The 14,863-nt window shown below is 68.4% G+C and carries 13 protein-coding genes; 10 read left to right on the top strand and 3 right to left on the bottom strand.

Annotated features, from left to right (window positions below):
• Positions 1–10 precede the first annotated feature (10 nt).
• From AC07S4_RS20520 to AC07S4_RS20475, 10 genes are all read left to right on the top strand, one after another.
• Positions 11–1,573, top strand: a complete 1,563-nt coding sequence (locus tag AC07S4_RS20520) for a hypothetical protein (protein WP_494988412.1) — start codon at positions 11–13, stop codon at positions 1,571–1,573.
• Entirely contained in the window at positions 1,570–2,241 is a 672-nt protein-coding gene (locus AC07S4_RS20515) for a hypothetical protein (RefSeq protein ID WP_494988411.1), read from the top strand. The genes AC07S4_RS20520 and AC07S4_RS20515 overlap by 4 nt, the downstream gene beginning before the upstream one ends.
• Entirely contained in the window at positions 2,238–2,708 is a 471-nt protein-coding gene (locus AC07S4_RS20510) for a hypothetical protein (protein WP_494988410.1), read from the top strand. The genes AC07S4_RS20515 and AC07S4_RS20510 overlap by 4 nt, the downstream gene beginning before the upstream one ends.
• The gene (locus AC07S4_RS20505; protein ID WP_494988409.1) at positions 2,695–3,429 is read left to right on the top strand and encodes a hypothetical protein; all 735 of its coding nucleotides are present in this window, start codon (positions 2,695–2,697) and stop codon (positions 3,427–3,429) included. Before AC07S4_RS20510 ends, AC07S4_RS20505 begins: the two co-directional genes overlap by 14 nt.
• 15 nt (positions 3,430–3,444) lie before the next feature.
• Positions 3,445–4,143 (top strand): type II secretion system protein, encoded by a 699-nt coding sequence (locus AC07S4_RS20500; RefSeq protein ID WP_494988408.1) that lies wholly within the window; start codon positions 3,445–3,447, stop codon positions 4,141–4,143.
• 25 nt (positions 4,144–4,168) lie between these two features.
• Complete coding sequence (locus AC07S4_RS20495) at positions 4,169–4,753, top strand: prepilin-type N-terminal cleavage/methylation domain-containing protein (protein WP_494988407.1); 585 nt, start codon at positions 4,169–4,171, stop codon at positions 4,751–4,753.
• Positions 4,754–4,827: 74 nt separating this feature from the next.
• On the top strand, positions 4,828–5,907 hold the full coding sequence (locus AC07S4_RS20490) for a phosphotransferase (RefSeq protein ID WP_494988406.1): 1,080 nt from the start codon (positions 4,828–4,830) through the stop codon (positions 5,905–5,907).
• Between the two features lie 12 nt (positions 5,908–5,919).
• Positions 5,920–7,179 (top strand): acyl-CoA dehydrogenase family protein, encoded by a 1,260-nt coding sequence (locus AC07S4_RS20485; RefSeq protein ID WP_494988405.1) that lies wholly within the window; start codon positions 5,920–5,922, stop codon positions 7,177–7,179.
• Positions 7,180–7,309: 130 nt separating this feature from the next.
• Complete coding sequence (locus tag AC07S4_RS20480; RefSeq protein ID WP_494988404.1) at positions 7,310–11,857, top strand: PAS domain-containing protein; 4,548 nt, start codon at positions 7,310–7,312, stop codon at positions 11,855–11,857.
• Positions 11,854–12,777 carry a diguanylate cyclase domain-containing protein gene (locus AC07S4_RS20475; protein ID WP_494988403.1) on the top strand — a complete coding sequence of 308 codons (924 nt, stop codon included), beginning with the start codon at positions 11,854–11,856 and terminating at the stop codon, positions 12,775–12,777. The genes AC07S4_RS20480 and AC07S4_RS20475 overlap by 4 nt, the downstream gene beginning before the upstream one ends.
• A gap of 24 nt (positions 12,778–12,801) precedes the next feature.
• On the opposite strand, the gene AC07S4_RS20470 is transcribed toward AC07S4_RS20475, so the two are convergent.
• From AC07S4_RS20470 to AC07S4_RS20460, 3 genes are read right to left on the bottom strand one after another with little or no spacing between them, the layout of a single operon-like run.
• The gene (locus AC07S4_RS20470) at positions 12,802–13,254 is read right to left on the bottom strand and encodes a MaoC family dehydratase (protein ID WP_494988402.1); all 453 of its coding nucleotides are present in this window, start codon (positions 13,252–13,254) and stop codon (positions 12,802–12,804) included.
• Positions 13,247–13,711: a MaoC family dehydratase gene (locus AC07S4_RS20465; RefSeq protein WP_494988401.1), complete on the bottom strand. Its 465-nt coding sequence runs from the start codon at positions 13,709–13,711 to the stop codon at positions 13,247–13,249. The genes AC07S4_RS20470 and AC07S4_RS20465 overlap by 8 nt, the downstream gene beginning before the upstream one ends.
• 12 nt (positions 13,712–13,723) lie before the next feature.
• Complete coding sequence (locus AC07S4_RS20460) at positions 13,724–14,863, bottom strand: acyl-CoA dehydrogenase family protein (RefSeq protein ID WP_494988400.1); 1,140 nt, start codon at positions 14,861–14,863, stop codon at positions 13,724–13,726.

The raw sequence follows: 14,863 nt of genomic DNA, 5'->3' as shown, positions 1-14,863 counted from the left end.
GACGACCGCCATGCGCCGCAAACACCTCTTCTATCTGAGCAGCGACAGGCTGGACGCCTGGCTGTACCAGTCCGGCAAGCTGAGCGGACCGGCCAGCTTTGCCGCCACCCGCGCGGGGCTGGACGCCTTCCTCGACTATCTGGAGCACCAGCACCCCGGCACGCCGGCGCTGCTGCTGGCCGACATGGTGGAGGAGGATTTCCAGCGCATGCTGCTGCCGCACGTGGGCGGCAAGGCCGGCCGCAACCTGCTGGAGCGGCGCCTGCTGCAGCAGTACCGCGAAACGCCCTACCGCCAGGCCACCGCGCAGGGGCGCGCGGAGGAAGGCCGGCGCGACGATATCCTGCTGTGTTCGGCGCTCACCAATCCCCTGCTGCTGCAGCCGTGGACCGACGCGCTGGCGCTGCTGAAAGTGCCGCTGGCGGGCCTGTATTCGGTGCCGCTGCTGAGCGAGGAGCTAGCCTCCCGGCTGGGCCTGGGGCGCGAGCACGAACATGTGCTGCTGGTGACGCAGCAGACGGCGGGCGTGCGCCAGAGCTATTTTCATGAAGGCTGCCTGAAATTCAGCCGCCTGACGCTGGCCACGGACCGCGAAGGCATGCTGGTCAACGCCGGTACCGAGACGGCGCGCACGCAGCAGTTCCTGGTGAGCGTGCGCATGATGGAACGCGGCGAGCAACTGCACGCCGTCATGGTGGCGCCGGCGCCGGACCTGGAGCGCTGGAGCGCGCAGTGCGCAAGCGGACCGGAGACGGTCTACCACTTTATTCCACTGGCGACGGCGGCGGGGCTGGCCGGGCTGGGCACGACGGGCGCAATGGGAAGCCAGCCCGGCCAGCCGCCTGCGGAGGCGCCGCTGGCCGATCCGCTGTTCCTGGAGCTGCTGGCCAGGACGCAGCCGGCCAGCCAGTATCCGCTGGGCGACGACGGCCGCTACTACCGCCTGTGGCGCATCCGTCAAACGCTGATGGCCTCCAGCGCAGCGCTGGCCGCGTGCGCGCTGCTGTGGACCGGGGGCAATCTGTGGGGCTATGCGGAAGCGCAGCACGAAGGCAGCCGCCTGGTGCTGGAGGCGGCCGGCTACGACGCCAGCTACCGGGTCAGCATGTCGGACATGCCGCCGTCGCTGGCGCCCACCGCCAATATGAAGGCGGCGGTGACCATAGAGCGGCTGCTGGCCACGCAGGCGCCCGCGCCCATCGACATGGTGGGCATGCTCAGCGCGGCGCTGGACAGGGCGCCGCAGGTACAGATCGTGCGCCTGGACTGGCGCGTGGCGGCGGACGGCGCCGATCCCGAGGCGGCCATTCCGTCGCGCGTGCTGGGCATCCCCTCCAAGCCGCCGCAGACGCTGCGGGTCGAGGCCGAGATTCCGTTGGTGGCCGGCAGCACCCGCGCCATTGTCGACAGCATGAACGCCTTTGCGCAGGAGCTGGCCCGCAATCCCAGGCTGACGGTGGCCATAGAGCGGCCGGTGCTCGATATCAGTTCCTCGGTCAAGCTGAGCGGCAGCACCGGCGCGGCCGGCGGCAAGCCGGCGCCGTTTGTTCTCAACCTGAGCCTCGCGCCATGAACGCCGCGTCCCGCAAAGCCCCGTCCCCGCGCGCGGCGGCGCTGCCGTACTGGCTGCGCGAGTTTTCGCTGATACGCGTGCAGGTGCTGGCCTTCGTGCTCACGGCGGCGATGGCGGCAGCGGCCGTCAGCACCAGCCGCTGGTACTTCCACCAGGCGCGCGACTATCAGGCCTGGGCGCAGCAAAAGCGCAACGGCGCGCGCGACCGCCTGTTCAACGCCGAGACCGAAAAGCGCGAAATCCGCCTGTACCAGCCGCAGTACGCGGCCTTGCGCGAACGCGGGCTGATCGGCAAGGAGAACCGGCTCGACTGGGTGGACGCCATCCGCCAGGTGCAGGAACAGCGCAAGCTGCTGCCCATCAGCTACGAATTGGCGCCGCAGCAGCCGGTGCGCGTGGACGCGGCCACGCCGCTGGGCGGCTACCGGCTGCACGGCAGCCGCATGAATCTGCACATGGACTTGCTGCATGAGGGCGACCTGTTCGTGCTACTGGACGACCTGCGCCAGCGCAGCTTCTACAGCGCGCAGGAATGCAGCATCAAGCGCGCCGCAGCCGGCCTGCCCACCCCGCTCGCGCCCACGCTCACGGCCGACTGCACCCTCAACTGGCTCACGCTGACGCCCGCCCCCGCGCCGCAAGTCGCCCAGCAATGGAGGCCGCAATGAGCGCCTTGGCAGCACGCCCGGCGGCCGGCCGCGCTGCCCTTGCGGCGGCGCTGCTTGCCGCCCTCGCCGCAGCGCCGCTGCGGGCCATGCCGCCTGAAGCGCAGGTCCAATCCCAGGCCCCGGCACCGCAGGTCCGCCACCTGGGACGCCTGTTTTCCACGCCCCAGCAGCGCGCGCAGCTGGATGCCCAGCGCGACGGCAACGCTGTCGAAGGCCAGGCCGGCGCCGATGCCGCAGCGGCGCCGGCCCCGGCGCCGCCCGCGCCGCTGCAACTGAACGGCGTGGTCCAGCGCAAGGGCGGCCGTGCCACGGTATGGCTGAACGACGCGCCGCTGGCCGAACCCGCCAGCCAGGTGCTGCCGGACCGCTCGGTCTTGCTGCAGCTCCCATCCGGCAAGCGCATCACACTGAAAGCAGGCCAAAGCTATGACGAAACCACGGGCGCCATCACCAATGCCGGCCAATAAGCCAGCGCGGCGCCAGCGCGGGGCCGTGCTGCTGATCCTGCTCGCCGTGCTTGCGCTGGCGGGCGCGTCGCTGCTGATCTCGGCCTTTGGCGGCAGCGCGGTGGACAAGCTGCGCGTCCAGAGAACGCAGATGCTGCTGGCCGAGGCCACCGACGCGCTCACCGGCTACGCCGCCGCCAACGGCCGCCTGCCGCGCCCCGCCGTCTCCGCCACGGACGGCCGCGAGCGGCCCCAGCCCTGCGCCAACGACGAGCAATGCACCGGCTTCCTGCCCTGGGTGGCGCTGGGCGTGGCCGGCGAGGACGCATGGGGCAAACGGCTGCGCTACAGCGTCACGCCCGCCTTCACCAGCTACGACTACCAGCCCGCAACGGCCGCCGCCACGCGCACCGTGCAGCAGCGCGGCGCGGACGGCGAGCTGCACTACGTGGCCGGCGGCCCTGCCTGCACCGCACAGCTGCGCTGCGCCGCGCTGGTGGTGCTGTCGCACGGCAAGCACAACCACGGCACGTCCGTGCTCGGCGTGGAACAGGCCAACGCCGGCCCTGACGCAGACGGCGGCGACGAAGCCGTCAACGCCACCGCCAGTACGCACTTCATTACCCGTCCCGCCAGCAGCAAGCCGAACGCCCCCGGCGGCGAGTTCGACGACCAGCTGGCCTGGCTGTCCCTGCAAACCCTGTACGCCCGCATGCGCGCCGCGCGCACGCTGCCCAACTGAAGACCCGGCACCGCCATGAACAAGCAACAAGGATTCAGCCTCGTCGAAATCGCCATCGTGCTGGTGATCGTCGGCCTCATGGTGGGCGGCCTGCTCACGCCGCTCACCATGCAGCTCGAGCAGCGCAAGGCGGCCGACACCCAGCGCGCGCTGGACGACGCGCGCGAAGCGCTGGTCGGCTTTGCGCTGCGCAACGGCTACCTGCCCTGCCCCGCCGTTTCCGCCAGCGACGGCCAGGAAGACCGCAGCGGCAGCCGCTGCACCGGCGAGCGCCGCGACGGCTACCTGCCCTGGGCCACGCTGGGCCTGCCCCGGCTGGACGCCTGGAACCACCTGTACCGCTACAGCGTCACGCCCGCCTTCGCCGACAGCGCCATCCGCTTCAAGCTGGTCACCGCGCGCGACATCACCGTCTACACCCGCGACGGGCTGGGCAACGTTGCGCCCGCCACCGCCCCGGCCGACATCCCGGCCGTCATCCTCTCGCACGGCAAAAACGGCTACGGCGCCACCAGCGACGCCGGGCTGCTCATCAGCAACGGCTCGCGCAGCAACGAGGACGAACAGAACAACGCCAGCGCCGACATCCACTTCATGGCGCGCGGCGCCAGCGACAACCGGGCCTTGCCGGGCGGCGAGTTCGACGACATGGTGGCCTGGGTCTCCCCCAACATCCTGTTCAACCGCATGGTGGCGGCGCAGGTACTCCCCTAATATGAAAACAGCGAAAGGATCTCACATGCGCAAATCAAGCAAAGCGGCTGCCCAGCGCGGCTTCACCCTGGTGGAAATCGCCATCGTGCTGGTGATTATCGGCCTGCTGCTGGGGGGCGTGCTCAAGGGGCAAAGCCTGATCGACAGCGCCAAGGTGAAAAACATCATCCAGCAGGCGAACTCGCTCACCTCGGCCGTGAACGCCTACCAGGACAAATTCCGCGCCCTCCCCGGCGACGATCCGCTGGCCACCGCCCATGTGCCCGGCGCCACCGGCAACGGCAACGGCGACGGCCAGATCACCGAATACCAGCTCGCGCCGCAGCACCTGGCGCTGGCCGGTTTTATCACCGGCTCCTACAACGGCAGCACGGACTTCATGACCAGCGCCCAGGGCGGCGCGGTCTACCTGTACAACGACGTGGTGGGCGGGCGCGGCGGCAACGGCATCCGCATCGACAACCTGCCGGACACCGTGGCCGAGCAGATCGACGCCAAGCTGGACGACGGCAAGCCCAACACCGGCTCGGTGCGCGCCGCCGTCGCACCCGGCGTTACGGCGTACACCAATACCGGCGCCATCATCACCCGCCTGGCGATATTCTTTTGACCACAACATAAAAAAGTACGCGCGTTCGTTTTTTTGCGATAGAATAAATAAACTATCCCAACGCAGGAGACGCGATGTTTGAGGAATTCATGGGCACCAAAGCAGTGTCCGAACGCCACCAGTTCGACGTGGCGGCGCTGGACGCGTATCTGCGCCAGCACGTCGAAGGCTATCCGGAGGGAGAACTGACGGTGGTCCAGTTCAAGGGCGGCCAGTCCAACCCCACCTTCAAGCTGAGCAAGGGCGAAGGCGCGCAACAGCAACACTACGTGCTGCGCACCAAACCGGCCCCGGCCGCCAAGCTGCTGGCCTCGGCCCACGCCATCGACCGCGAATACCGCGTGATGGACGCGCTCAACAAGGCCGGCTTCCCCGCCGCCCGCCAGTACACCCTGTGCACCGACGAGGCCGTGATCGGCCGCGCCTTCTACGTGATGGAATTCGTCGACGGCCGCGTGCTGTGGGACCAGGCCCTGCCCGGCATGACGCCGGCCGAACGCAGCGCCATCTACGACGAGCAAAACCGCGTGATCGCCCAGCTGCACAGCATGGACTACGCCGCCATCGGCCTGGGCGACTACGGCAAGCCGGGCAACTACTTCCAGCGCCAGATCGAGCGCTGGAGCAAGCAGTACGTGGCCTCGCAAACCGAGCAGATCGAGGCCATGGACCAGCTGATCGCCTGGCTGCCCAACAACATCCCGCCCGGCGACGACACGTCCATCGTGCACGGCGACTACCGCCTGGACAATATGATTTTCCACCCCACCGAGCCGCGCATCCTGGCGGTGCTGGACTGGGAACTGTCCACGCTGGGCCACCCGTTCGCCGACTTCTCCTACCATGCCATGGGCTGGAATATCGAGCCGGGCCAGTTCCGCGGCATCGCCGGGCTGGACCTGAAAGCGCTGGGCATCCCTTCGCAGCAGGAATACATCGCCAAGTACGCCGAACGCACCGGCAAGACCATACGCCTGGAAGACTTCAACTTCTACCTGGCCTTCAATATGTTCCGCCTGGCGAGCATCATGCAAGGCATTATGAAACGCTATGTGGTCGGCACCGCCGCCAGCGCGCAGGCGCTGGAATCGGGCAAGATGGCGCGCCCCATGGCGGAGCTGGCCTGGGCCTACGCGTCCGGCAAACAAATCTGACAGGAGACCGGCATGGAATTCGAGTACTCGGAACGCTGCAAAGAACTGCAAGCCAAACTGCTGGCCTTCATGGACCAGCATATCTACCCGAACGAGAAGGTGTTCTACCAGGAAGTGGAGCGCAATGGCCGCGAAAAAGGCAACCGCTGGATCCCCACCGAGATCATCGAGAAGCTGAAACCGCTCGCGCGCGAACAGGGCCTGTGGAATCTGTTCTTGCCCAAGTCCACGCGCGCGCCGGAAGGCCTGTCCAATCTGGACTACGCGCCGCTGTGCGAAATCATGGGCCGCGTGCCCTGGGCGCCGGAGGTGTTCAACTGCGCCGCGCCGGACACCGGCAATATGGAAACGCTGGAGCGCTACGCCAGCGAGCAGCACAAGCAGCAATGGCTGGAGCCGCTGCTGCGCGGCGAGATCCGCTCGGCCTTCGCCATGACCGAGCCGGCCGTGGCCTCCTCGGACGCGACCAATATCGAGACCCGCATAGAGCGCGACGGCGACGACTACGTGATCAACGGCCGCAAATGGTGGATTTCCGGCGCCGGCGACCCGCGCTGCAAGATCTACATCACCATGGGCAAGACCGACTTCAGCGCCGCCCGCCACCAGCAGCAGTCCATGATACTGGTGCCGGCCGACACCCCCGGCCTGACCGTGGTGCGTCCGCTGCCGGTGTTCGGCTACGACGACGCGCCGCACGGCCACTGCGAGCTGGTGTTCGAGAACGTGCGGGTGCCGGCCGCCAACATCCTGCTGGGTGAAGGGCGCGGCTTTGAAATCGCCCAGGGCCGCCTGGGGCCGGGCCGCATCCACCACTGCATGCGCGCCATCGGCGTGGCCGAGCGCGCGCTGGAGCTGATGTGCCAGCGCCTGCACAGCCGCGTGGCCTTCGGCAAGCGCATTTCCGAACAGGGCGTGTGGCGCGAACGCATCGCCGAAGCGCGCATCCAGATCGACACGGCCCGCCTGCTGACCCTCAAGGCGGCCTATATGATGGACACCGTGGGCAACAAGGGCGCGCAGGCCGAGATCGCCATGATCAAGGTGCTGGCGCCCAACGTGGCCCAGCAAGTGCTGGACTGGGCCATCCAGGCGCACGGCGCGGCCGGGGTGTCGGACGAGTTCCCGCTGGCCTACCAGTGGGCGGGCAACCGCACGCTGCGCCTGGCCGACGGCCCGGACGAGGTGCACCGCAACGCCATCGCCAAGCTGGAGCTGGCCAAGCACCTGCCGCTGAAGGAAGACCTCAGCCTGCCGGTCACGCGCAGCTGAGCATCCTCCGGCCCCTGCAACATTGCCATCAGTGTTGCATCGAGGCCGGCGGGCGTGACAATTTTTCTTGGTCGCCGCGCGGCGCTCGGCTATTATCAGAGCGCTATCCACGCACTCCGGGGGCGACGCGGTGCTACACACTAAGGCCAGGCTGCCATCGATACGCTTGCAGATCGCGCTGCTGGTCCTGGCCTGCGCGCTGCCCTCCGTTATCGGCCTGGGCGTGCTGGTCCAGCACTTCTATCACCGCCAGCAACTGCAGATCCAGCACGACACCCTCATTACGGCGCGCACCTTGGCCGCCGCCATCGGCCATGATATCGACGAGGCCGAAGGCGCAGCCCTGGGGCTGGCAAGCTCGCCCGCCCTGGACGGCGGCAGCGCCGCCGGCCTGGCCGCCTTCGCGGCGCAGGCCGAAAGCCTGCTGCGCCCCAACTTGCCGGTCCAGCGCTTCCTCCTCAGCGGCGCGGACGGCAGGCTGCTGCTGAGCGCCGGGCCCGCCGGCGCCGCCATCCCCCAGCAGGACAACGCCAAACGCCTGGCCCCCCTATTCGAACAAGGCAAGCCGGCCCTGTCCGTGCTCGCCCAGCCCGGACAGCCCCACCATCCCCAAGTGGCGGTGGACGTGCCGGTGCTGCGCAACGGCAAGGCCGTCTACGCGCTGACCGCCGTGCTGCAGCCCCAGCGGCTGGACGCGGCGGCCGCCGCGCAGCACTTCTCGCCCCAACTGCTGATGGCGCTGATCGGCCCGGACGGTGTGGTGCTGGACCGCAACAAGAACCGCGAGCGCTACGTGGGCACGCCGATGTCGGAGGCCAACCGAGCTTTGCTGCTGGCCGACGGCGAGGCCGCGCTGCGCACCGACTCGCGCGACGGTTTCCGGGTTTTCGCCGCCCTGTGCCTGCTGCCTGGGCGGACTTGGGCGGTGGGCGTGGGCATGCCGGAGCAGGAAGCCATACTGAACGCCGAACTGCCCTCGGTGCCACTGGTGTCGGGCGCGGTGGCGATGCTGCTGGCGGTGGGCATCGTGCTGGCCTGGCTGATGGGCGGCCAGATCAGCCGCTCCATTGTCGGCCTGACCCGGCCCGCGCGCTCGCTGGCCAGCGGCGAAGCCATGCAACTGCCCATCATGACCTTCCGCGAGGCCGACGAAGTGGCCCAGGCCCTGGCCCAGGTGGAAGTGGACGTGCACCGCCACCGCCACGAGCTGGAGGCGCTGGTGGCCGAACGCACCGCCGAACTGGAAGCGTCCAAGGCCCTGCTGGAAACCGTGTACGCCAGCGCGCCGGTCGGCCTCAGCTATGTGGACCTGGACCTGCGCATCGTCATGATCAACGACTACCTGGCCTCGGTGAACGGCAGGCCGGTGGCCGAGCACATCGGCCTGCACTTCGGCGACGTGATTCCAGACCCGCAGGTGAGGAGCGACGTGGAGCGCGACTACCGCAAGGTGATCGCCACCGGGGTAGCCATTTCCGGCATCGAGATGAGCGGTAGCGCGCCGGGCCGGCCGGACCAGACCTCCCACTGGCTGTCCGGCTACTTCCCGGTGCGCGACGCCGCCGGCCGCATGATAGGCATTACCGGGCTGCTGGTCGACATCTCGCCGCAGAAGCGCATCGAGCGCGAGCTGCGCCAGTCCAAGCAGCTGTTCAAGTCGGCCGTCGAGCACATGCCCGCCATGATGTTCGTGAAAGGCGCGGCCGATCTGCGCTTCGAAATGCTGAACCGCCAGGGCGAACTGACGCTGGGCCGCCCGCGCACCCAGGTGCTGGGCAAGAACGATTTCGACTTCTTCCCGCGCGAGCAGGCCGAAGCCTTCGCCGCCGCCGACCGCGCCGTGCTGGCCAGCGGCGACGTGGTGGAAATCGCCGAGGAGGAGCTGACCTCGTCCGACGGCACCGTGCGCGTGCTCAACACCCGCAAGGTGGCCTTGCGCGACGACGACGGCAAGCCCACCCATTTGCTGGGCATGTCCATCGACATCACCGAACGCAAGCGCGCCGACGAGGTGCTGCGCGCCACCTCGCTCAGCCTTGCGCGCAGCAACGCCTTTATCCGCACCGTGACCGACCACGTGCCCGGCATGGTCTCCTACTGGGACGAGCAGCTGCGCTGCCGCTTCGCCAACCGCGCCTTTATCGAAGCCACCGGCAGCGACATCAACACCGTGCTGGGCGCCACCATCCCCGAAATCATGGGCGGCGAGATGTACCGGCGCAACCGCCAGCGCATCGAGGCGGTGCTGGCCGGCCACCCGCAAAGCTTTTACCAGGACCGCCCGGACCGCAACGGCGACTCGCGCTTCGTGTGGGCCAACTACATTCCCGACCTGAACGAAGACGGCAGCACGCGCGGCTTTTTCGTCATGGTGTCGGACGTGACGGAGCTCAAGCGCACCGAACTGCGCCTGCACGACCTGAACGAGCAGCTGGTGCGCGCGCGCGACCGCGCCGAAGCGGCCAGCCGCGCGAAAAGCGCCTTCGTTGCCAATATGAGCCACGAGATCCGCACGCCGATGAACGCCATCATCGGCCTGGCGCGGCTGCTGGAGGAGGCGCCGCTGGCGCGCCGCGAGCGCAGCTACGTGGGCAAGATCCAGCTGGCCACCCACTCGCTGCTGGCCGTGGTGAACGACGTGCTGGACTTCTCCAAGATCGAGGCCGGCCAGCTCAAGCTCGATCACAGCCCCTTCAATCTGGACCACATCCTCACCAGCATCGGCGTGCTGATCGGGCAGACCGCCTGGAACAAGGGGGTCGAGCCCATCTTCTGCATCGCGCCCGAGGTGCCGCTGGAGCTGCAGGGCGACGCCATGCGCCTGCAGCAGGTGCTGCTCAACCTGTGCAGCAACGCCGTCAAGTTCACCGAGCAGGGCGAAGTGGTGCTGGCGGTGCGGCAGCTGTCGTGCACCGCCACCTCGGCCACGCTGGAATTCGCCGTGCGCGACACCGGCATCGGCATCAGCCCGGCGCAGCAGGCCCATTTGTTCGAGGCCTTCTCGCAGGGCGACAACAGCACCAGCCGCCAGTACGGCGGCACCGGCCTGGGCCTGGCGATCTGCCGCCGCCTGGCCGACCTGATGGGCAGCGCCATCAGCGTGCACAGCGAACTGGGCAAGGGCTCCACCTTCCGCTTCGCCTGCACCCTGGAGCGGGCCGTGCACGGCCTGCCCGCGCCGCGCACGCTGGCGCCGGCGCTGGAGGGACTGAGCCTGCTCATCGTGGACGACAACGCCACCGTGCGCGACATGCTGGCGCGCCAGTGCGAGGCCCTGGGCTGGCGCGTGTGGAGCGCCGACAGCGGCCAGGCCGGGCTGGCCATGCTGCGCAAGCTGGCGCGCGCCGGCGCCCCGGCGCAGCTCGACCTGCTGCTGCTGGACGCCGGCCTGCCCGACCTGGACGGCATCTCGCTCTTGACCCAGGCGCATACCGACGATACCCTGCTGCTGCCGCCCACCATCATGATGGCGCCCGACCACTACACCGAGGAGTTGATCCCCATCGCCGATAGCCTCCACATCGCCACCGTGCTGGCCAAGCCCACCACGCCGGCCCGCCTGCTGTCGGCCATTACCGCCGTGCGTACCGGCTCGGTGCAGCAGTCCGCACTGCCGGCCCACACGCCGCTGTCCGGCCGCCTGGCCGGCATGCGCGTGCTGCTGGTGGAAGACAATGAAATCAACCAGGAAATGGCGCAATACATCCTGCTGCACGCCGGCGCCCGGGTCGACATCGCCGGCAACGGCCGCGTGGCGGTCGAGCTGCTGGCCGAGGACCGCAACCGCTACGACGCGGTGCTGATGGACCTGCAAATGCCGGTCATGAACGGCTACGAGGCCACCGCCGCGCTGCGCGCCATGGGCCTGGACGAGCTGCCCATTATCGCCATGACCGCCAACGCGCTGGACGAGGACCGCCAGCTGGCCATCGAAGCCGGCGTGAACGCCCATGTGCCCAAGCCCATCGACGTGGACGAGCTGCTGGCCACCTTGTTGCGCCTGGCGCCGCTGCGCCCCGGTCCCGGCCGGGCCGCGCCCGACGACAGCTGGCGCAAGCCGGGCGCCGAGGACAGGCCGCTCAGCCTGCCCGGAATCGACCTGGAGGCGGCGCTGAAGCGGCTGGCGGGCAACTACCCGGCTTTTGTCGGCCTGCTCAAGCGCTTCGAGAATTCGCAGGGCGGCACGGTGGGCGAAGTGCGCACCCTGCTGGGAAACAGCAAGCACCACGCCGCCGCCCAGCTGCTGCACCGCCTGCGCGGCGTGGCGGCCAACCTGGGCGCGGGCGACATCGCCCGCCTCAGCGCGCAGGCCGAGGTGGCGCTGCACGAGGCGCGCGAAACCGAGCTCGCTTTCCTGCTGACTGCGCTGGACCAGTCCATCAGCGTGGTGACCGAAGCGGCGCGCACCCTGCCGCTGCCGTTGCCGGAAACAGACGCGGCCAGCGGGCCGGCCGGGGCGTCGGGCGGCCCCGCCCTTCCGCAAGCACTGGAAGACCTGTTATCCTTGTTACAGACTAACAATATGAAAGCGTTGACGCACTTCCAGTCACTGCGTTCCGGACTCAAGGCACACGGCCACGACGCCGTGCTGGCCCTGGCCCACGCCGTGGAAACCCTGGATTTCGCCGCCGCGGAACAACTGGTGCAAGATATGCTGAAGCGAAAGGACACTGCATGAGCTGGAGCGACCTGGCGATGAACGGACGCATCCTGATCGTCGACGACGCGATGGAGAATATTCAGATTCTCCACCACGCGCTGCAAGACGAGCACGATGTGCTGTTCGCCCTCAGCGGTGAAAAAGCGCTGCAGATTGCGCACAACCAGCAGCCGGACCTGATCCTGCTGGACGCGGTCATGCCCGGCATGGACGGCTACGAAGTGTGCGCCGCGCTGCGCGCCTCGGCCGACGTGCGCGACATTCCGGTGATCTTCGTCACCGCCCTCACCCATCCCGAAGACGAAACGCGTGCGCTGGAAGCGGGCGCGGTGGACTTCATCAGCAAGCCCTTCAACGTGGCGGTGGTGCGCGCGCGGGTGCGCACCCAGCTGACCATCAAGCGCCAGGCCGACGCCATGCGCGAGCTGACCCTGACCGACGCGCTGACCGGCGTGGCCAACCGCCGCAGCTTCAACGAAGCCTTCGACAACGAATGGCGCCGCTGCGCACGCTCCGGCGTGGAAATGGCGGTCGTCATGATAGACATCGACCACTTCAAGCACTACAACGACGCCTATGGCCACCAGGCCGGCGACCTGTGCCTGCAGCAGGTGAGCGCGGCCATGAAACGCTGCGCTGGCCGCCCGCCCGACCTGCTGGCGCGCTACGGCGGCGAGGAATTCATCATTTTGCTGCCGCAAGTGGGCGCGGACGGCGCCGAAGTGGTGGCCAAGCGCATCCTGGACGAGATCCGGCTGCTGCAGATACCGCACAAAGCCTCGTCGGTGGGACCTCTGGTCACCGTCAGCATGGGCGTCGCCACCGCCCTGCCGGACGAAAACGCCGACCCCAGCGCCCTGATACGCGCCGCCGACGCCCTGCTCTACCGCGCCAAGGAAACCGGCCGCAACCGCTATTGCATGTCCGCCACGGATTAAGCCTGGCGGGTTACGGGCTTTGCGCTAGTAGCGCCGCATCACGAACTCGGCCACGCAGACGGGCTTGGGCTGGCCTTCGCGCTCGATCACCACGCCCCACTCCACTTGCGCACCGCCTTCGATGTCGGCGATGGACTGGATGGTCATGCGGGCGCGCAGGCGGCTGCCGACCGGCACCGGGCCCGGGAAGCGGACTTTGTTGAGGCCGTAGTTCAGGCCCATTTTCATGTCCACCATCCGCAGCGCGCTTTCCAGCATGGCGGGCACCAGCGACAGCGTGAGGAAGCCGTGCGCGATGGTGCCGCCGAACGGGGATTCGCGCTTGGCGCGGTCCTCGTCCACGTGTATCCACTGGTGGTCGTCGGTGGCGTCGGCGAAGCGGTTCACGCGCTCTTGCGTGATGTCGAACCACGCCGAGACAGCCAGCTCTTCGCCCACCAGCTGCTTCATGTCCTCCAGCGTGGCGATTTCACGCATCGGCCGCTCCCGCCGGGCGGCGGCCGAACATGCCCATGCCTTCCACCGTGGCAACCAGTTCGCCATTCTGGTTGGTGGCTTTCCAGACCGACACCACCACGCCCCGGTCCGGCTTGGAGTTCGACGGCCGCACCTCCTTGGTCACATACGTGACGTTCAGCGTGTCGCCCGCGTACACCGGCTTGACCCAGCGGATGCTGTCCAGGCCGGGCGAACCCATGCTGGACGAGTCGTTCAGGATGCCGTCCACCACCATGCGCATCATCATGCTGCAGGTATGCCAGCCGCTGGCGGCCAGCTTGCCAAAGATGGACTTGGCCGCCGCATCGTGGTCTATGTGGAAGGGCTGCGGGTCGAACTGTGTGGCGAAGGCGATGATCTCCTCCTCCGTCACCTGCCGGCCGCCCAGCGTGATCTCTTGGCCCTCGGCAAAGTCCTCGAAATACCATTTCTTCATGCGGCCTCCTGATTAAGCGGCGTGTTTGAATCCCGGCTGGGCGATGAAGCGTTCCAGGTGGTGGTCGGCGTCGCCCAGGGTCAGGTCTATCATGGTCAGGCGCTTGAAGTGGTGGGCGGCGGGCAGCTCGTCCGTCACGCCCATGCCGCCGTGCAGCTGCACCGCCTGCTGGCCGACGAATTTGCAGGCGTGGCCCACGCGCACCTTGGCGGCGGACACCACGCGGCGGCGCTCTTCCACGTCGCTGGAAGCCACTTTCACCGCCGCCAGCATGGCCATGGAACGGGCCTGCTCCAGGTGGATGAACATGTCCGCCATGCGGTGCTGCAGGGCCTGGAACTTGCCGATCGGCGCGCCGAACTGCTGGCGCGTTTTCAGGTAGTCCAGCGTGGCGGCGAAGATGGCGTCCATGGCGCCCACGGCTTCGGCGCACAGCAAGGTGGCTCCGTAGTCGGAGGCTGCGTCGAGGATGTCCCAGCCGGCGCCCACGCCGCCCAGCAGCGCGGATGCGGGCACTTCGGCGCCGCTGAACTGCACGGTGGCGGCGCGCTGGCCGTCGATGGTGCGGTAGTCGGTAACGGTCACGCCCTTAGTATCGGCCGGCACCACGAACAGGGAGATGCCGCCCTTGTCGCGCTGCTCGCCGCCGCTGCGGGCGGAGACGATGAAGGCGCCCGCCTGGCCGCCGTGGATCACCACGGTCTTGGCGCCGTTCAGCACATAGCCGTCGCCCTGCTCGTGGCCGGTGGTGGCGACGTCGCTCAGGTCATGGCGCGACTGCTGCTCGCCCAGCGCGCAGGCCAGCTTGAGTTCGCCGCCCGCCACCTGCTCCAGCAGCCGGTCCTGGCCGCCGGCCAGCTTCAGGAACTGCGCGCCCAGCACGGTGGCGAAATAGGGTTCCACCACCAGGCCGCGGCCCAGTTCCTGCATCACCACCAGCATGTCCACGGCGCTGCCGTTGAAGCCGCCCTGCTCTTCGGGGACGGGCAGCGCCAGCATGCCCAGCTCGGTGAGCGTGGCCCATGCTTCGTCCGACACGCCGGCCGGCGAGTGGATGATGCGCTTGCGCGTGTCGAAACCGTAGTCCTTGTCCACCCAGCGGCGCAGGGCGTCCGCGAACTGCTGCTGTTCTTCTTTGAAAGTAAAGTCCAT

Source organism: Pseudoduganella sp. GW821-FHT05F09 (assembly GCF_059419605.1).
Note: the sequence above shows the minus strand (reverse complement) of the source record. Positions and strands in the feature narration are given on the sequence as shown.